The organism is Geodermatophilus sp. SYSU D00742 (assembly GCF_054049935.1).
Genome location: NZ_JBJGYJ010000020.1, coordinates 41,783 through 61,597, shown reverse-complemented (window position 1 = coordinate 61,597; position 19,815 = coordinate 41,783). Strand labels below are relative to the sequence as shown.

Sequence of the window (19,815 nt, the reverse complement as noted above, 5' to 3'; positions counted from 1 at the left end):
TCAGCTCTGTCGTCCTTTCGAGGAAGGTCACCGACGACCGTCCTCGGACATTGCGTCAGCCGCGATGGCCGCAAAGTGCGCGTGAGCAGCGCGGAGGTCTGTTTCGCGGTCAACTGCCGTGAAGGGAAGGCCGTACACCTTGCCGTCGAGCATCCGAGCCGCCTCGGGCAAGGTGCCGGAGCTAGCCCGGTACGCCTTGACGACCTCGCGGGGAACCTGCCGACCGTTGTTGTCAAACAGCGCTTCCCGCTCATAACTTTGAAGGACCGGGAATTGTGTGCGGTAGATCGTCGCCAGCTCATCGGCAGTGATGCCGAGCATCACCGCGACGATCGAGTCGATCTCGACGAGAGCGCGTCGTCGATCAGAGTCGCGGCGAAGCGCAGTGTCCCATGACCAGTCGTGACCGACATCTCCTATGGCAACATAGTCGGCACCAGCCGCGCCAACGCCCGCGCACCAGCGATCGTTGCGCCAGATTGGTGAGTAGAGCTCCTCCCAAAGAGGGGCGTACTCCTTGGTGAGTGCGTTGAGGCGGAGGGTTCTCAGCATCAACTCGTGCTCCAGTGGGTGTCCCTGGATATGCGGCAAGTGGGAAATGACGCCGATAGTTGCATCCGCAACACCGGCAACCTTGATCTGAAAATCGAGGATGATGGAGGCCCAGAAGCCTGCTGCTACAACTAGATCCACATGGGAGGGCAGGGTGAGGCTCTGCATTTGGTGCACATGCGTGGGTCCCGGTGGAATTAGAGCCGCATGCAGGCTCCGCACAGTGGCTGGGTCCACACGTCGACGCCATGCAAGTCGGAACTGCTCACTGCTGGACACGCCACTCCATCGCGGATAGTTGGCGTGAAAATCCTCAGAAGAAACGGCCCGCTGATAGTTGGTTCGAGGAATGAAATCCACGGAGATTTCTTCAAGGTTGATCGCGGTGTAGTCCTGTTGGTGCTTGGCCGTGGGGTTGGGCTGCTTGAAGAGAGGTGTCGCCACGCTGAGGTGTGGCCCCTGAAGGACTACGTCGCTCCAGTTCGGCGGAGTAGCGGAGCGAGCGACGAAGAAGCCACGCTTGCGGTCTTGGTCTTCTTCCCAGCCGCGAGTCCACTGCACTTCGACTGCGCCCAGTCGAGTAGATGCAGCCAATCGGTCTAGTGCGGCGGCGCTTGAGCGGTTAACGGGGTACAGCATCCGCGTCTCGGTGGCGGGGACGCTCGCCTCCTCTAGGAGGCGTGCCCAGCTCCTCAAGACTTCAATCGTGACAGTCTGGATCCGACCGAGATGGGGAGATGTGTCCCAATGGCCATCGGCGGACTTAATTCCTGGCTCTTCACCCCCGCCCTTGTGCTTCATTGACCGATCAATGGTGTCGGGGTGGTAAAGCCAGGTGGCTTGCTTGAAAGTTACCGCCGCCTGCTTTGCGCCATAGATGTGCAACCCGTACTGCCGCGTGTCATTGATCTCGGCAAAGAGCTTCATCTCGTTCCGGAATTGCCAATGTCGACGGAGTCGATGGTACGTCTCGCGGCGCAGAAGGCCGGCCGCCGACTCGGTGAAGTGGGATTCCGGATGGATCAAGCCGACGATCCCGGTGGGGGACATGGAACGCCACGTGCGCTCCATGAAGCAGCGGTAAAGATCTGGTTGTAGGCCGGTGAGCACCGGACGGTCAACATCGCTTCCCAGGTGCTCGTTGATTCCGGCCAGAGTGGCGCGCTCATCCAAGAATCGGTTGAGTGCGCCCTTCGCTGAGAGGGATCTCGCACGCCGAGTGGCCTTCGCGCTCTCGCTTGGCTTGGCACCTACCTGCCACCACGGGTCGTTATCTGCGAGAGCGGCTGCTTCGTCCCACCGGGGACGCACCCACGGAGGGTTCCCGACCTGGAGATCGAAGCCGCCGGACGCGAACACCGGCGCGAAGTCGAGTTCCCAGTGGAAGAAGCCCTGTTGTGCTGCGAGTTCGTCTGCGACCTGCAGCCACGGGTAGCGCTCCGTCGCCCAGTCGCTGGACCGGGCGCCCGCGAAGCCGATTTCCAGCTCCTCGGCCTGGTCCAGTTCATCCCAGCTCGTCTCGTCGCTGATCTCGATCTGGCCGACGGTGAACCTCTTACCGGTCGGGGCCTTGCCCTCTAGGCCGAGGATCGACTCCAGGGCGCCGAGCCAGTCCTGCCAGCTCGGCGGCTGGATGCGCTGACCGTCAAGAGTGCGTCGATCGGTGAGCGGCCAGAACCACAGTGCGCACCAGGCGTCCATGACGCGGCGGAGCCGGCGATACGCACCTTCGGGGTCGTTGAGCACTGCCTCGATCTGCTCCCGGGACACCGCGCCGGTGGCCTCGGGGAGGTCCTTGGCACCCCAGACCTCGATGTGCCGGCGGATCTCCGACTCAGCGATGGTGAGCCGGCGGAGAGTCAGCTGCCAGAGCTTCTCCACCCGGCGGGCCAGCGACACGAGCCGTGCCTGGTCCGGCTTCGACGGCGGCGTCCGCACGTCCTTCTGCCACTCTCGCAGCCGCTCACGGGCCTCCGGGGCGTACTGCTTGGCCTCGGCCGTGTCCGCACCGGTGCCCCACCCCTGGGCAGGGAGCAGGAAGTGGTGGATCCGGCCGGAGACGTCGACCGAGCCGTCCACCAGCGTGCACAGCGGCACGGCCTCGGGCACCGTGGCCAGCCACGCCTTCTTGGGCAGGTCACGGTTCGGCGAGTAGAAGGCCCGCCGGGCGCCGATCAGCGAGTTGCCGCGCCGCAGGTGCAGGCCGAACCAGGGCGCCTGCAGCGACGGGTCCATGGTGTCGAGCCACAGCGAGACCTCGGCCAGCTCAACCGCCGTCTCGTTGAGGTCGACGCCGTAGACCTGGTGCAGCGCCAGATAGGCCTTCACCTTCTGCATCTCGGTCGGGTAGCGGTCGGCCGGGATCTGCTCGCCGACCTCCTCCTGGCGCCGCTTGAGGTAGCGGTCGGCCAGCTGGCGGACCGCCTCGATGGCGAACGCACCCGAACCGAGGGCAGGCTCGCAGATGGTCAGCCGCAGCACGTCCGCCGCCGGCGTCTTGGTGTCGTTCTGGTCGAGCAGTTCCTCGAGGCTGTGGTGCACCACCGACCGGGTCAGCACTTCGGGGGTGTAGTACGACGCCGACTGCTGCCGTTCCCGGCCCGCGAGCCGGTAGACGAAGGTGCCCCGACGGTGCAGGACCGGCTTCGGCTCGCCGGTGATGGGATCCGGCGTCCGCACGAGGTGCTCGGGGTCGACGTCGTCCGCTCGCGTGACCGGCAGGACCCAGGTGCCCTTCTCCGGGTTGCCGTTCGGAGCGACCTCGTAGAGGTCCTCCTCGGCGAAGAACCCGGTGTAGCTCATCAGGCCCTCGTAAACCGCCCCGAGCTGGTTGATCCCGAGCTCCGCGTACGAGATGAAGCCGCGGTCACCGCCCTTCTTCGCCTTGCTCAGCAGCAGGTGCGAGAGCACGTGCTGGACGGCGTCGTTGCCGAGCTTCACCTCGTCGATGAGCGCGGTGGCCCGCTGGCCAAAGAGGTCGGCGCGCAGCGATCGGAACGCGAGCCCACGGCCGCTGGCATCAGCAGCAACCTCGTGGCCCCTGTCGATCAGCCGGAAGAGGAGCGCGAGCGACTCGTAGAGGTGGGTGCCGTGCTTGGCGCGGTCGGTAGTGAGCTGGGTGAGGGTCAGGTCGCGCAGCCGGTCGATCCCGTAGCCGGCGCGGTACTGCGGATCGGTCACCGGCAGGACGCCGAGCTCGGTCGACGTCTCCGCGTAGAGGACGAACAGGATCCGGTAGAGGAAGCGCAGCGACTGGCGGGTGAGGTCCCGGGCCAGCGCGGGCTCGCCCTCGATCGGCAGGCCCTCGGCTCGTCGGCGCCGGACGACCTCGTTGGCGATGATCTCGACCGACAGGCGGATGCCCTCGCGCAGGTCCTTCGAGACACCGACGGTGTGCTGCACCGACTCGGCGAGGATGTCGGCCCACAGGGTCGAGCCGTCAGGGCGGGGGAGGACCGTGTCCCGCCCGAGCAGGGCGACCGCATGGTCCAGCTCGCGGGCGCGCCTGGTGTCGCGCCGCTCGGCGACCAACCCGAGGTCGACGGCGAGCCAGCGGCCCTCCGGCCAGCGGGTGCGCTCGGCCAGAAGCGCCCAGCGGCCGGCCAGGACCAGGATGAACGGCGGCGCGTCGTCGGAGTGGAACAGCTCGGAGACGACCTTGCTGGTGGCTGCGACTGGCGCACCGTCGAGAGTGGCGGCCGCGAGCAGCCGGCCGGCTCCCGTGGCGTCGAGGACGTCCTCGACGCTCTGTGCCGGCCGCGCCTCGAGGATCACCAGGCTCACACCGGCCGAGCCGCGGAGCACTACCGCGCCTGGCACGGTCACCTCGGCTGCGCCCCGGGTCGTCGTCCACTCCTCTGGCTTCCCGGCGTACCCCAGCGCCTCCCGGACGACCGCATGCAGCTCGCCGGCTGCATCCGTATCGTCAGCGGTCAGCGTGCTGGTGGCTCGGGCGATGGTGGTCGCGGCCTTCTGCAGCCGGGAGCGGCTCGACGCGCGGCCCGCCTCTTCCTCCTCGTCCCAGGCAGTGCGCAGGGCGTTGACCTGGCCGAGGAAGGATCCGCTCCTGGCGTCGGTCGTCAGGTAGTGCTCGGAGATCCACTCCTCGCTGACGACGATCGAGTCGAACGACGGCATCAGGCCACCTCCACCGGCGCCGTTGCAGGGACCACGAGCAGCAGGGGACGGACCAGCTGCTGGCTCGCGGCGAGGGACTCGGCGATCTCGCGCTCGGCGACGATCCGCTTCTCGTGCTGGGTGAGCTTGCTGCGGGCAGCGCCGCTCAGACCGAGGTCGAGAGCAAGTTGCTGCCAGCCGTGCGAGCGGTCGCGGAAGGCCGCCAGGCGCTGCTCCAGCTCGGCCCGCTGCTGCTGCTCGGTGAGACTGAGAGGGCCTTCCGCCTTGTCCACTGCGGGAGGGATCAGGGCCTGCAGCTGCGGGGTGATCGGGACGCCGCCGGGGTTCGTGCCGCCGGCGCGCAGGCCGGTGGCGTCGAGGAACCCGAGGTCGGACTCGACCTGCGCGTAGCCCAGGGCCGGATCACTGTTCGGGAAGGCCACGGTCACGAACTGGCGGGAGACCACCTGGCCGCGACGGTTCATCAGCGTGGCCAGCAGGACGACGGTGGGGGCGTGGACGTCGCCGTAGGCGGTGAACACCTCGTTGCGGCCCAGGTCGGACAGCACCTTGTCGGCCACCCAGTCGAGAACCGGGTGCAGCGGGGACAGGTAGTGCGCTGCCGGCCAGATGGTCGTGCTCCCCTTGCCGCGTGCCGCCCGCAGGTGAGCGGTGCCGACCTCCGGCGTGGTGGCGAGGATCAGCCGCTGCTTGACCTTGTGGTCGCGCAGGTAGCCCTGGGGGAGGGCGTCCAGCCGGGCGCGGAGGTCGGCCGGGGGTGCGAGCTCGACGAGCCCCTGCTGCGGATAGGTCCGCCATCCGACCCCCGGCTGGAAGCGGGCGTCCGGGTCGTGCGCCGGGTCGTCGTAGATCTCGGCGAGGGCGGTGCTCAGGAAGTCGAGGTCGGTGGGGAACAGTGCATGGCCGTCGTCCACCGGCGGCGAGTCGGGGACGTACTGGTCTGCCGTCCCGAACAGCTTGTCCAGCGCGGCCAGCGGGTCGTCGGACTCGAGGACCTCCTGGGGGGAGGGAACGACGTCGTCCAGGTCAGCGGTGCCCTTGGCGAGCATGTCCCGGATCTCGTCCTCTTCGAGCTTGGCCGAGTGCTTGCTCATCAGCGCGCCGGCGTCGCCGAGGGTGGTGTGGGCCTCGTGCTCCTTGGCCAGCAGGCGGTGCAACACCCGGACGTCGCCGGAGAAACGGTCGTGGCTGGGCATGAGCGCGAGGGCTGCGATCCGCGGCGGGTGCTGCTGGCCGTAGCGGTCGATGCGGCCGTTGCGCTGCTCGATTCTGATGAGGCTCCACGGCAGGTCGACGTGCACGAGGTCGTGGCACTGGGCGTGCAGGTTGACGCCCTCGCTGGCGACGTCGCCGGTGATGAGGACCCGCACGGAGGAGTGGGCGAGCTTGAAGTCCTCGACGATGCGCTGCTGCACGACATCCGGGAGCCCGCCGTGGAGGACGGCGAACTGCTCGGACTTCATGCCGAGGGCGCCGGGAAGGGTGTCGTTGAGCCAGTCGAGGGTGGCGACCCGCTCGGCGAAGAGGACCACGCGGGTGGTCGACGTCTTGCCGATCCCGATTCCCTTGAGGTGCTCGACGAGCTTCGTCAGCTTGGCGGAGTTGCCGTAGACCTTGTCGGCGAGGGCGTCGAGCTGGTCGAGGGCCTCCGCCTCGCGGGCGCCGGCGTCCGTGTCGATGTCCAGGCGCTTACGGCGGTTGCGGACGGACTCCTGCAGTGCAGCGGGCGAGGAGAGGAATGCCTTGGCCAGGGTCCAGGGGAACAGGGCGCTGCGCTCGCCGGAGTAGGGGGAGCGGCCGTTCTCCGGGTAGAGCCAGGTGTCGGCGATCTCGGCGGCGAGGGCGTCCTCCTCGGGCGTGGCTTGCACGGCGATGACCTCGGGCTGCAGCCGCTCGGCCCAGTCGGCGCCGACCTGCGCAGCGACAGCGGGGGAGTGCCGGTGGCGGCGGAGGAGCAGCCGGCGGACGTCCTCGTCGCTGAACTCGCCCTCCGGCGTGACCGCGGTTGGGTCGAGCAGCCGCAGGAGCTCGGCGAAGGACTCCTTCTTGCCGTTGTGCGGCGTCGCCGAGGCGAGGATGAGGGCCTCGGTGTTCGGGGCGAGGACCGATGCCAGCTCGTTGTTGAGCGTCGCGGTGTTGGTGATGTTGTGCGACTCGTCGATGACGACGGCGTCCCACCGCTGCTTCTCCAGGTAGGCCCGGTACTGGGCACCCTTGAGCGTGTCGATCGAGACGATGACCCGGTTGAAGTAGGTGAACGGGTTGCGGGAGGCCGGCAGGGTCTGGCGGATCCGCTGGATCCCCTCGCTGTCGAGGCGGACGAGGGGGAGGGCGAACCGGGTCCACAGCTCGTGCTGCATCTGGTCGAGCACGTGCCTCGGGGTGACGACGAGGATCCGCTCGGCCCGGCCGCGACGGGCCAGCTCGGAGAGGATCATGCCGATCTCGAGCGTCTTGCCGAGGCCGACCGCGTCGGCGATGAGCAGCCGAGGGCGGAGGTTGGTCTCGGCGAGAGCGTGCGCGACGGCCTGGCGCTGGTAGATCAGCGGGTCGGAGAGCATGCGATGGGACACCGCGAGCCGCGGGTCGCCGTGGGGGACCGGCGTCTTGCGGAGGGTCGCCTCCAGCCACAGCCGGGCGCGGCGGTAGCGCGGTGAGGTGTCGGCGACCAGCTTGGCGTTGCGCGGGTCGAGCTCGTCGATGCAGTCGAGGTCGCTGAAGAAGACGGCGCTCTGGCCGCGGACCAGTTCCGTCAGGCCACGGACCTCGAGGCGCCAGACGCCGTCGGTGTTCTCCGCGCCAGTGACGAGCCACTCCTCGTCGCGCACGACCACGAGCGAACCGGGCGCGACGGACAGTGCTTCCCCCGTTGCCATACGTTCATCATGACCGGCGTGGTTCCGTTCGTCTCCCACCCATCGGGTTGGCCGTCACAGCAGAACCAGCGGTCCCGGTGGTCCGCCGGATCTCGGGCAACGGCAGAGCGTGTTCTACGGTCGGGCATCGGGTTGACGGCGGGGCCGCGTGCGGTCCCGGGCGGATCGGGGGACCGTATGCGCGCGCACGAGGTGAGCTTTCTCGACCTCGTCCAGGGCGAGAAGCAGTTCCAGGTGCCTCTGTACCAGCGGACGTACAGCTGGAAGGACAGCGAGCAGCTACCCCAGCTGTGGCGGGACCTGCGCGAGCAGGCCGAGGTGCTGGCGTCAGCGGGTGAGCGCCCCGGCCACTTCATCGGGTCCATCGTCCTGGCCCCCAGCCCCGCGCTCCAGGCCGGCGGGGTCCAGCGCTGGCTGGTCGTCGACGGTCAGCAGCGCCTCACCACGTTGATGCTGGCGTTGACAGCCGTCCGTGACCACGCCCGCGCGGATGACGCGGCCACCGCGGACCGCATCCACCGTCAGTACCTCGTGAACGAGTTCCGGCAGGGGGATGACCACCTCCGGCTGCTACCGACGCAGGCGGATCGCGACGCCTACCGGGCGCTCGTGCTGAACCACGCGCCGGGGTCTGTCAAGCCCGGGGCGGTCTTGGACGCCTACCAGTTCTTCCGGACCGCTCTTGCCGCGGCCGACGACCCGGATGACCCCGACGACATCGCCCGCATTGAGCAGGTGATCCGGGCCGGCCTGTCCATCGTGGAGATCACTGCCGACCGCGGCGACAACGTCTACCGGATTTTCGAGTCGCTGAACAACACCGGCCTGAAGCTCAGCCAGGCCGACCTGCTGCGGAACTACCTGTTCATGCGGCTGCCCACTCGCGGCGAAGACGTCTACCGGGACGTCTGGCTGCCGATGCAGGACCGGCTGAACACCGGCGAACTCGAGCTCCTCGTCTGGCTGGACCTCGTCATCCGCGGCGACGAGCGGGTCAAGCAGTCCGAGATCTACCGCGGTCAGCAGGAGCGCCTGGAGAAGATCCCCGCCGACGACGAAGCGGGCATCGCGCGAGAGATCGAAGAGCTGGCCCGGCGCTCGCAGCACCTCGAGCGGATCCTGCGCCCGGCTCGCGAGCCCGATCCCGTGCTCCGCGAGCGCCTGCAGCGGCTCCGCGACTGGGGAGCCCAGACCTCGTACCCGCTGGTGATGCACTTGCTGGACCTGGAGGACCGAGGACTCACCGACAAGGCGGACGTCGCCGAGGCCTTGACCTACGTGGAGAGCTTCCTCGTTCGCCGCATGGTCTGCCAGGTGCCCACCAACAACCTGAACCGGGTCTTCAGTGCATCACCGCCGGCGATCGGGGAGCGCGTTCCCGTGGCGGCCGAGGTCCGGGCGTACTTGTCTGGCCGGCGCCGGCACTGGCCGAGTGACGCCGACCTCCGGCGCAGCGTCCGCAGCCGGCCCTTCTACTGGATCGGTCGCTGGCCGCAGCGCATGTTCGTCCTGCGCCGGCTGGAGGAGAGCTATGGGGCGGCCGAGCCCGTGGACTTCGCGAAGGCCCAGCTCACCATCGAGCACGTCCTACCGCAGACGCCGACCGAGGAGTGGCTGGCGGTGCTCCAGACGGAGGTGGTCGACGAGTCCGGGCCCGAGGAGCTGCACGAGCTGCTCGTGCAGACACTCGGCAACCTGACGCTCTCGGCCGAGAACGCGCGGCTGTCCAACAGCCCTTTCCAGCGGAAGCAGGACATCTACCAGGCAAGTGCCCTGAAGATGAACCGGGAGATCGCCGATGCGCCCCGGTGGGGGAAGGTCCAGGTGCTGGAGCGGGCGGACCGGTTGGCCGACCGGATGGTCTCCATCTGGCCCGGCCCGGTGGAGCGCGGGGCCGACGAGGCCGGTGAGGGGCGGGACTGGTCTCTGCTCCGACGAGCATGCGCCGCCATCCCGCTCGGCTCCTGGACGACGTACGGCGACATGGCAGAGCTCATCGGCAGCCATCCCGTTCCCGTCGGAGCCCACCTCGCCACCCAGCCCGTACCGAACGCGTGGCGGGTCCTGAGCTCGGAGGGCAAGATCTCGCCGCAGTTTCGTTGGGCCGACCCCGAGCGCACCGACGACCCGATCGACGTGCTGTCGGCCGAAGGGGTGGCTTTCACCGGCGGGCGTGCTGATCCCGCGCAGAGGCTGACCGTGCGAGAGCTGGCCGATCTCCTCGGCATGGACACCGGGGAAGGCCCAGGCTCTGCCGCCACGGACGATCCCCTGGGCAGCGAGGCCGGGGTGCGCTTCCTCGACCAGCTCCAGGAGGCCCACCCGGAGATGGCCCAGGGGGTCGTCGACGTGCTGACCCGCTGGCAGGCGATCGGCGGTGGCCTGTCGTTCGGCCGGGCGGACGAGACCTCGTGCTTCTTGGTCATAGAGCCCCGCCGATGGGACCAGCAGGACACGTGGCCGATCACCGTCTATCCGCGGTCGGGCACCGTCGAGGTCGTGTTCCAGCACATGCGCCGGCGCCCGGTCTTCGACGACCCATCGTTGCGCCGTGCCTTCCGGGACCGGCTCACGCCGGCGGGCATCGACATACCGGACACGAAGCTGAACCTCCGGCCTTCCTTTCCTCTCGCCTTGCTCGCTGATGACGCTCGTCGGAACGTCGTGGCCGCGGCGCTGGACTGGTTCGCGGAGACCTTCCGTCAGGCGATGGACGACGAGCTGGATGCACGGGGCCGCTCCGACAGCGACGAAAGGACTTCTCCTCCGACGCTGTGAGCTGCCTGTCTGTCCGCGGTGGCGGCGGCGGCGAGCCCCCGTCGTCACTCGAGTAGTCGCCCGCTGTGCTTTCGGCTCCGGCCCTTCAGGTGGGCGAGGACCGCGGAGACCACGTGTTCGGGGGCTTCGTGCTCCCAGAACCGGAGCACGGTCCATCCCAGTGACTCCAGCTGCGCATTCACCGCCGCATCGCGCGCCTTGTTCATGGCGATCTTCGCGGCCCACCACTCGGCGTTGGCCTTGGGCATGTGGTTGTGCTCCGGACAGCCGTGCCAGAAGCACCCGTCGATGTACACCGCGAGCCGGGCGCCGAGGAAGGCGATGTCGATGGTCCTCCGCCGCTGACCGGGAACGCGGAAGCAGACGCGATACCGCAGCCCACGCCCGTACAGGAGCCGTCGCACAGCCATCTCAGGGCCGTTGTCACGCCTTCGCAGCCTGCTCATGCGGCGGGAGACGTCGACGCTCGAGGCGCCGGGATGCGGTCCGGGATCGAGGCGGGTCACCTCGCTCATACGGACCTGCGCGGACGTGTGGATTTCACAGGCCAGCGCTACCAGCGACGGCTGACACTTCGGCGGCCCATGGCATGGCCCTGCGCGCGGCTCTTCAGCTGGCGGCGAGGAATTCCTCGTATCTCTGCTCAAGGCGCTCGGGATCCGGGCGGGAATCGCGGTGGTGCGGCACGGTCAGCTGGACGCCGTGCATCGCCTGAATGCCGTGCTTCAGCATCGGCCCGTCAATCTCGATGAGAACGTCCCGGCGCACTTGGACGACGAAGTCAGGCCGCACGCCGATGATGTCCCGGTCGTACGCAGCGTGGTGGATCTTGCAGAGACTCAGCCCGTTGGGCACCACGGGCAGCCCGCCCTCATCGGAGTCCCGGATGATGTGCGCGGCATCGAGCAGGTCGGTGTGCTGCAGCCGGCACACGGCGCACCGCTTCTCGTAGGCCTGCAGGACCCGAGCGCGGAACACCGGTTGGTGCAGGCGAGCCCGCACTAACCGCTCCAAGTATGAGCGTCGGTCTGCCGGCAGTGACTCCACCGAATCCGGGTCAACCAGACGCTGGGCCTGGTCAACCGCAATGAGGAAGGCGTGTTCCTCGGCGTGCTCTGCCACCACGTACACCGGGAACTGGGCCTGGTAGACGCCCTTCGCCACGCCGATGAAGTAGGCGAGCGGTCGCTGCTGCTGCATCGCCGTGCGGAGAGCTCGGTTGTCCGAGTGGGTCGGGTCCGTGCCGCGGTAGGCGTACTTGACCAGACCGCCGGGGGCGATGGCGTCCTCGTATGGGGGGAGCTGGTTCGGGGCGGTGTAGGTCGTGCGGATCGTCAGCGCGGCCTCCAGGACCGCGGGCTTCCAGATGCCCGGCTGGACGACGAGCTTCAACGGTTGGCCGCCCACGCTGAACTGGTTGATCTCCGCGGATGTCACACCCTCCGGGTGCAGCGCCGTGAGTCGCTCCAGGTGGGCGAACATCGCGGTCCGCACCTGCTCGTCCAGCACGGCGCGCCCCTCGCCATCTTCGTTCCGGGAGCGGCCGTGAAGGATCGCCGTGACCGCACGTCTTGGACGGGAGGTTAGCCGTCTGTTCAGCCGACGGAGACCCGAGGGCGCCTACACCTCGTTGCCCGGCGCCGCGAACTCGAGCACGGTCGCAGGAAGCTCGTGCTCCATCCGCCAGAGGATGCGCATGGGCCGCTCACCGGTGTGCGATTCGTAGGTCATCGGTCCGGCGTACAGGAACGGCGGCGTGCCACCGGTGTCCGTCGTCTTCGTCTCCCGGAGGAAGAGGTGCACCGTGGAGCCCTCCTTCCGGTGGTTGACGTACCGCTGGCCGGTCGGCGAGGACTCCGCCGTCGTGCTCTGCGACTCCCACTGGAACAGCGTCGGCGACAACGGCCGGTCGGCGTACATCGTCGTGGCCGAGAACTGCTCCTCCGTCTTGTGCAGGGTCACGAAGAAGACGTCGGCTTGATCGCCGGGGACCCAGCGCACGCCCTGTCCGAAGGTCCCGGCGAGGTTGCGCATGCCAAACGCCGCAAACGCCTCGTCGCGGCTGTAGTGCGCGTGCAGGTGCAGCGGACAGGGCTCGGACGGGTCCAGGGTGGGCGTTGCGTGGTGGACGCGCTGGCGGAGCACCGAGCTGAGCTCGATCAACTCTTCTGCCCTGCCGGGGTTGGCCAGCAGCAATTCCAGCGAGTCCTCCATGCTCGTGAACGGCACCCGCCACCCCCACAGCGAGAAGTGCAGCATCGCGGCGAGTCGCTGAACCCGCTCACTGACGTCGAGTTCGCCGCGCCGGGTGGCCACGCTGGCGAACGACTGGATGAACTCGAGCCGCTCGACGTCGTCGATGTGCAACAACCGGCCGAAGGCCCCACCGAGGGCCCTGTCGTCCGGCCCGGGCACCGTGACGTCCCAGCCGACCGACCGCCGCAGGTCCAACCAGCTGTGCTTGGGGCCGCGGTACAGATCCTCCAACTCGACGCCGTTGTCCTCCAGGAACGTCGGCAGACTCGGGCTGTCCTGCCCCTTGACCTCGGCCAGCAGGCCGTTCCAGGAGACGCTGAGCGACCGCTTGACGTTGTCGAGGACGACGTCCCGCGCCAGGTGGTCCAGTTTGATCCGACAACCGGCCGGGAGGTTGGGGAAGCCCTGCTCGACCTCCTCCCGGAGCCCGCCCCGCGACGTCCCGGTCAACGCCCGGAACCGCTTGTCGAAGCGGAAGTCCCGGTGCTGCGCGCCGATGAAGTCGAGCACGGTGAGGTGCGTCTTGTCCTCGGACAGCCGCAGCCCGCGCCCGAGCTGCTGGAGGAAGACGGTCGCGCTCTCCGTCGGACGGAGGAACAGCACGGTGTCGACGGCCGGGAGGTCCAGGCCCTCGTTGAACAAGTCGACTGTGAACAGCACGTTCACCGTTCGGTTGGCCAACCCGGCGAGAGCCGCGGCCCGGTCCCCGGCGTTCGTCTCGCTGGTGACTGCCAGGCTCGGGATGCCGGCGGCGGTGAAGGCCTCGGCCATGAACCGCGCGTGCTGAACGCTCACGCAGAACCCCAGGGCGCGCATCCGTAGCGGATCAGCGACCTTGTCCCGTACCGCCTCCAGGATCACCTCGATGCGGTCCCGCGAGCGCGTGTAGAGGTCCGTCAGCTCAGAGACGTCGTAGCCCCGCCCCCGCTTCCACTGCAGCTGGTCCAGGGCCACGCCGTCGTGGATGCCGTAGTACTCGAACGGCGCCAGGAGTCCCTGCTCGAGGGCCTCCCACAGCCGCAGCTCAACCGCCGTGCGCCCGTCGAACCGGTCTCGTACGTCCGCCCCGTCGGCTCGTTCCGGCGTCGCCGTCAGGCCGAGCAGGACCTTGGGCTCGAGGTGATCGAGCAACCGCCGGTACGTCGACGCCTCAGCGTGGTGGAACTCATCGACGACCACGAGATCGAAGTGGCGCGGGCTCAGGTTCGCCAGGTCCAGGTGGGCGAGCGACTGCACGGAGGCGAACACGTGCTGCCACGCGCGTGGGCGCTCCCCGCCGACGAGGAGCTCGCCGAGGCCGTCGTCGTCCAGGACGCGCCGGAAGGTGTCCCGGCTCTGCGCCAGCAGCTCCTTGCGGTGGGCGACGAAGAGGAGGCTCTCAACGGTCCCCGCCGCCCGGAGCCGCTGGTAGTCGAGGGCGGAGACCACGGTCTTGCCGGTCCCGGTGGCCATCACGACGAGGTTGCGCCAATGCCCGTGGACGATCCGCTCGGCCGCGAGGTCTTCGAGGATCTCCTGCTGGTACGGGAAGGGGCGGACGGTCGGGGAGGTCGCGGGTTCCGTCACCGCGACCGGGGCCGGGGCCTCGGTGGTCGGGGGCGCCGAGCGGACCGGGGGAGTGGCGGCCGGCTCCTCGGGCTGCCATTCCTCGCCGATGAGGAAGCGGAGCAGGTCGTCGCGGTCGCGCGGCAGGTCGAACTCGGCCGAGCGCCGGCTGTGGGGGAGCACCGACGCGAGCGGGTAGTCGGCGTGCAGCGTGGGGTCCTCGAACGTGCCCCGTGCGTACAGGACCACCAGCCGGGCAGCGCGCCCGTCGCTCTTGAGGCGCAGCACCCGGCCGAGCCGCTGGACCAGCTGCCGGCGGCTGCGGTTGGCGGCGACGATGACGGCCAGGTCGGCCTCGGGGACGTCGACCCCCTCGTCGAGGACTCGCGGCGCGGCGAGCAGGTGTGCCACGCGGTCGCGGAAAGCCGTCATGCGATCCCGGCGCTCCTCGCGGTCGAGGCCGGAGAAGAGGGTCGATGCCGGGATGCCGGCGTCCTCGAAGACGTCGGCGGCGCTCTCGGCGCTCTCCTTGGTCTGGGTGAAGACGAGCGCCCCCTGGGCGCCCCGCACGGCGGGTTCCAGCTGTGCCAGGGCTGTCAGCTTGGCCTGTGATGCGGCCAGCAACCCCCGCCGAGCGCTCATCGGCCCCAGGTACATGCGCGCGTACGCCGAAGCGCCGTCTTGCCGGTCGCCGCGGGCCAGTCGGTTCAGGGTCAGCATGAACTCGCTGTAGGAGTCCCGGGAGACCCCGAACCGGTTCTCGAGCGTGCGGGCGGCGACGTCCATGCGCTCCGAGCACTGGTCGTACTCGCGCTGCTCCTCCTCGCTGAGATCGACGGCGACCAGGGCGATGTCGAACGGCGCGATGATGCCCTCGGCGAGGGCCCGGTCGTACCAGAGGGTGAAGACGACGTCGCCGAAGTACGGACGCAGGTAGGTGTCGACGCCGGTGTCCTCGCGCTCGAAGGTCGCCGTCAAGCCGAGCCGCTGCTCGAAGCCTTCCTCCAACGCCTGCGCGAAGCCCGGGGCGCCGTAGCGGTGGCACTCGTCGGCGATGAGGAGGTCGCCGGGCCGCGGGTGGAACGTCCGCCGCGCGGCCGAGTTCACGATCGCCACGAGCACGTCAGAGGTGTCCAGGTCGTCCTGGCGGCCACCGCCCAGGCGACCGATCCGGACGCCGGGGAGCCGCTCGGTGAGGCCGGCGTGCCACTGGTCCTGCAGCTCCGTCGTGGGGACGACCACGACGACGCAGCCGCCGGCTGCAAGCGTGTCCCGGGCGGCCGCGATTCCCACGAAGGTCTTGCCCGCCCCCGTCACCGCTTCAACCACGCCGCGCTGGTCGGCAGCGCGCCACGCGGCAAGGGCCTCGGTCTGCCAGGGGCGGAGCAGCGAGGCGATGTCGGGGAGTTCGAGGTAGGCCCGCCGTGCCCGCGGCGGACGCGGTGGCTCCGGAGCGACCACCGTGGCAGGCGGCTCGGCGGTGCTCGGCTCGTTGGCCGGTGCGACGTCCTCCCATGAAACCGGCGGATGGAGGTCCGGGCCGAAGTCGTCCACCACGACCTCAGTCGTGGGCTGGTGCAGTAGCTGGAGCTCGTCGATGCGCGACCGGAGCTCGTCGCGTTCCGCACGCAGCGCCCGGTTCTCCGCCATGAGCCGACGCAGGACCACCCATGGGTCGACGACAGCGCCATCCTGCGTGGACATGGATCCCCCGTGATCGATTGCGTTGCGGTCCACGACGCTAGGTCACCGCCTCGCTGATCCTCGGGACCTCGAGGCGGCCGTCACCCTCACGTGGGGCAGCCGTTACGGGTGCGGCGGACTCCGGCGAGGGGGCTATCGCTGGTGAACCCAGGCTGGATCGAGCAGCGTCATGCTTCCGTCCAACTCGTACACGACGTCCACGGCCAGCTGCTTGTCCGACGCCGGCTCAAGAGCCTGACGGATCGAGCCCGCGGTCAGGTGCAGTCCACCATCGGGACAGGATGCCGTCCGGCATCTTGAGCTGCACGGAGCTGAGTCGATCCGTGACGTCGATCAAGGAGCTTCGACAACGGAGGGCGCCCGCGAGACATGCCAGCGGCCAGATGCGCTGGCACCACGATGCGGTACACGGTCCCCTCGCTGGTCGGCATCCGTGAGGTAGCACTAGCCATTTTGGTCAAAGCACGGCCGATCTCCGATGCGGGATTGATGTCCGCCGCGCGCACCAAGCGGGCGTCTCCGGTCCACTCGGCTGCTTCGATGGTTATCGACGGCACACCAGCGAGCCGTTCCAGGACGCGAGTAGTGAGGGCGTCCGGATAGACACCGCTGATCTCCGTCCGGAGGGCCTCATCTACGTCCGGAGGGCTGTCTCCAGGCGGTCCACCGCGCTGCTCTACAGAGGGACGATGACCTTGTTCACTTCGTCGTGCGTCACAGGGGCTCCTTGAAAGCGCCCAACTCAGTCTCTGTTTGGGAATCGGGCGAGATTGTGGCGACATGGTCCGCGTAGGACGGTGCGGTTCCAGCTGACTGCTGGAGGAACGCTTCGACGAGTGAACGGCGCGCCGCCAAGTCCCGTTTCACGGGCTGTGCGGGGGTCGGGCTTGGCGGGGGCGTTCGGTTCGACGGAGTCCGCCACATCAGGTCCCTGGTCACCTTGCCGGCGAGCCGCTCCAGGGCCTTGGCCTCGATCTGGCGAATGCGTTCACGCGTGACGCCCAAGTGGGTGCCGATCTCCTCGAGGGTCATGGGCTCTCCGGTCGCGAAGCCGAAGCGCATGCGCAGGACCTGTTGCGCCCGCGGCTCCACTGAGTTCAGCGCCCAGCGAGCGGCCTCGTGCATCGCGGCGGCGTTCTCCCGCTCGGCGTCGTCAGTGACCAAGCTGTCGAAGGTTGACGTCAGGTCTGGGTCCTCGAGGAGCTGGTCGAGGCTCCACGGTTGGCGCAGCAGTTCCTGATACCGGCGGACGTCGGACACCGCCTCACCGGCCACCCGCGCCATCTCCTCGAGGGTGTCGACGGTTTGGCCCTTCTGCTCCGCCTCGCGGATCTCCCGCTGGAATCCATTCAGACGCTCCACCATGTGCACCGGGATGCGGATCGTTCGTGACTGGTCGGCCAGCGCCCGGGTCATGAACTGCTTGACCCAGGTCGTCGCGTAGGTCGAGAACTTGTTGCCCTGGGTGTGGTCGAACTTCTCCACGGCCCGGATCAGGCCGAGGTTGCCCTCTTGGATGAGGTCGAGGAATGGCAGTCCGTTGCCGGTGTAGCGCTTGGCGAGGGAAACCACGAGGCGGAGGTTGGCTTCGATCATGTGGACCTTGGCGCGCTCGCCGTCGCGGACGATCCAGCTCAGGTCCCGGCGCAGTTGCGGGGACAGCCGACGGCCTTCCGCTTCCGTCTGGCGCAGTCGCTCGGCGGCGAAGACTCCCGCCTCGATGCGCTCGGCGAGGTCCACCTCCTGTTCAGCGGTGAGGAGCGCGACCTTGCCGATCTGCTTCAGATATGCGCGAACGGAGTCCGCAGCGACCACGGCCTCGGCCTCGTTGCGGGCGAGACGAAGGGCGTCGGACTCCTCCTCGTCCCACTCGAAGGCGCTGCTCTCCTCATTGACTGAATCCACGTCGAAGAACCGGTTCGCCTCCGTGCCGGGCGGCCATTCCCCGTGTCGGACGGGAGAACGGGTGCCACCGATGGTCGACTTCCTGTGGCCGGACTTGGCGGCAGCCTTCTTCCGTGCCGGGGCTCGCGGCGCTGATGCGGCGGACGTGTGCGGCGGGGGACCGGTACGGGCGGTACGCGGCTCCGGTGACGGCCGGTTGGTCTCCGTTTGCTCCATGCCGCGGCGCGGCTCGGTGTCCGGCCACGTCGTGTCGACGTCTTCTCCGATGAGGAAGCGGAGTAGCTCCGCCCGGCCCTCGGGCAGGTCGAAGTCAGCCGACCGGCGGCTGTGGGGGAGGACCGCGGTGAGCGGGCTGTCGCGGTAGAGGGTCGGGTCCTCGACGGTGCCCTTTGCGTACAGCATCACCAAGCGGGCCGCCCGACCGTCCTGCTTCGGCCGGAGCACGCGGCCGAGTCGCTGCACGAGCTGGCGCCGACTGCGGCTCCCCGCCACGACCACGGCGAGGTCCGCCTCGGGGACGTCCACCCCCTCGTCCAGCACCCGCGGTGCCGCGAGCAGGCGAGCGGCGCGCTCGCGGAACGCGTCCATCCGATCCCGGCGCTCCTCGCGGTCCAGACCGGAGAACAGCGCCGACGCGGGGATACCGGCGTCCTCGAACAAGTCCGCCGCGTTCTCCGCGCTCTCCTTGGTCTGCGTGAAGATGAGGGCACCGTGCGCCCGGCGGACGGCCGGCTCCAGGAGAGCCAGCGCATCGAGCTTGCCTCGGGACTCCGCGAGGAGAGACCGCCGCGCGCTCAGCTGCGCGAGGTAGGCCCGCGCGGCACGCGAGGCAGGGTGTCCCCGGTCGCGGCTCAGCCGGTTGACCTCGGCCACGAAGCGGTCGTACGGCTCACGGGGGATGCCGTGCCGGTGCTGGAGGGCCCGCGCGATGCTGGCCATCTGCTCGCCGGCAGTGTCGTAGTCCGCCTGCTCTTGGGGCGTCAGCTCCACCGCACCGAGGGCGATGTCGAAGGGGGCGATGACGCCGTCGGCCCGTGCGCGGTCGTACCAGAGGGTGAAGACGACCTCGCCGAAGTACGGGCGGAGATACGTCGCGACGCCGTCGTCCTCGCGCTCGAACGTCGCGGTCAGCCCGAGGCGCTGCTCGAAGCCCGGTTCGAGCGCCTGGGCGAAGGTGGGCGCGCCGTAGCGGTGACACTCGTCGGCGACGAGGAGGTCACCTGGCCGTGGGCGCAGCGTGCGACTGGCCGCGGAGTTCACGATGGCCACGAGGATGTCGCAGGACGACAGGTCGTCCTGCCGGCCGCCGCCGAGCCGGCCGATGTCGACGTCCGGCAGCTTCTCCGCCAGCACCCGGAACCACTGCTCCTGCAGCTCGGTGGTCGGCACGATGACGAGCACCCGGCCGCCGGCCGCGAGCGTGTCCCGGGCGGCGCTGATGCCGACGAACGTCTTACCAGCCCCGGTCACTGCCTCGACTACCCCACGCTGGCCGGCCCGCCGCCAGGCATCCACCGCGTCCCGCTGCCAGGGTCGAAGCAGAGGGTTGAGGTCGGGCAGGTCCAGGGGCGGGCGGGTGGCCGGAGAGGCCGGCGTTGAGCGAGTGGACCTCGACGGGACGAGCGGCGCCGGCGGGCGCGGCGTCGGTACGGCGGTCCGGCTCGGTGGAGCAGCGGTGGTCGGGGGCGGAGCCAGCTGCTGGGACGGGGCAGGAGTCGGCGGGGGCTGGGGAGTCGCTGCGGGAGCGGGGCCGACATCAGGGACGGTGACCGCGCCGGGCGACGTCTCGAGCAGTCGCAGTTCGACCTCGTCGAGGCGCGCTCGCAGCTCGTCCCGCTCCGCCCGCAGCGCACGGTTCTCGGCCATGAGCCGTCGGAGGACGACCCATGGGTCGACGACGCCGTCGTCGTCGGTGTGCGTGGACATCGATCCCCTGTGCGTTCTCGGCCTCTCGGCTCCCCGGTCGATGCGGAACCGTAGGTCACCGGTACGACACGCTCCGGTACCTCGGGCGAGCGTGAGGCGACTCGGGGTGTCGCGTCACCCGCCCGTGTGGCGGCCG

General features: G+C 69.2%; 7 protein-coding genes. 1 reads left to right on the top strand and 6 read right to left on the bottom strand.

The genetic code is table 11. The features are described from left to right. Positions 1–27: 27 nt before the first annotated feature. Positions 28–4,689: a class I SAM-dependent DNA methyltransferase gene (locus ACI78V_RS14720; RefSeq protein WP_456851958.1), complete on the bottom strand. Its 4,662-nt coding sequence runs from the start codon at positions 4,687–4,689 to the stop codon at positions 28–30. Then, a complete protein-coding gene (locus ACI78V_RS14715) occupies positions 4,689–7,565 on the bottom strand; it encodes an SNF2-related protein (RefSeq protein WP_456851956.1) in 2,877 nt (958 codons plus the stop codon). Before ACI78V_RS14715 ends, ACI78V_RS14720 begins: the two co-directional genes overlap by 1 nt. Positions 7,566–7,742: 177 nt before the next feature. Between ACI78V_RS14715 and ACI78V_RS14710 the strand changes: the two genes are divergently transcribed. After that, positions 7,743–10,343, top strand: coding sequence for a GmrSD restriction endonuclease domain-containing protein (locus ACI78V_RS14710; RefSeq protein ID WP_456851954.1), 2,601 nt, complete (start codon positions 7,743–7,745; stop codon positions 10,341–10,343). Between the two features lie 44 nt (positions 10,344–10,387). On the opposite strand, the gene ACI78V_RS14705 is transcribed toward ACI78V_RS14710, so the two are convergent. From ACI78V_RS14705 to ACI78V_RS14690, 4 genes are all read right to left on the bottom strand, one after another. Continuing rightward, on the bottom strand, positions 10,388–10,789 hold the full coding sequence (locus ACI78V_RS14705; RefSeq protein ID WP_456851985.1) for a very short patch repair endonuclease: 402 nt from the start codon (positions 10,787–10,789) through the stop codon (positions 10,388–10,390). 163 nt (positions 10,790–10,952) lie between these two features. Then, positions 10,953–11,852: an HNH endonuclease gene (locus tag ACI78V_RS14700; RefSeq protein ID WP_456851952.1), complete on the bottom strand. Its 900-nt coding sequence runs from the start codon at positions 11,850–11,852 to the stop codon at positions 10,953–10,955. A 111-nt stretch (positions 11,853–11,963) separates the two neighbouring features. Further along, positions 11,964–15,848, bottom strand: coding sequence for a DUF3427 domain-containing protein (locus tag ACI78V_RS14695; RefSeq protein ID WP_456851950.1), 3,885 nt, complete (start codon positions 15,846–15,848; stop codon positions 11,964–11,966). Positions 15,849–16,562: 714 nt separating this feature from the next. Beyond that, on the bottom strand, positions 16,563–19,619 hold the full coding sequence (locus tag ACI78V_RS14690) for a sigma-70 family RNA polymerase sigma factor (RefSeq protein WP_456851983.1): 3,057 nt from the start codon (positions 19,617–19,619) through the stop codon (positions 16,563–16,565). Positions 19,620–19,815: the final 196 nt, after the last annotated feature.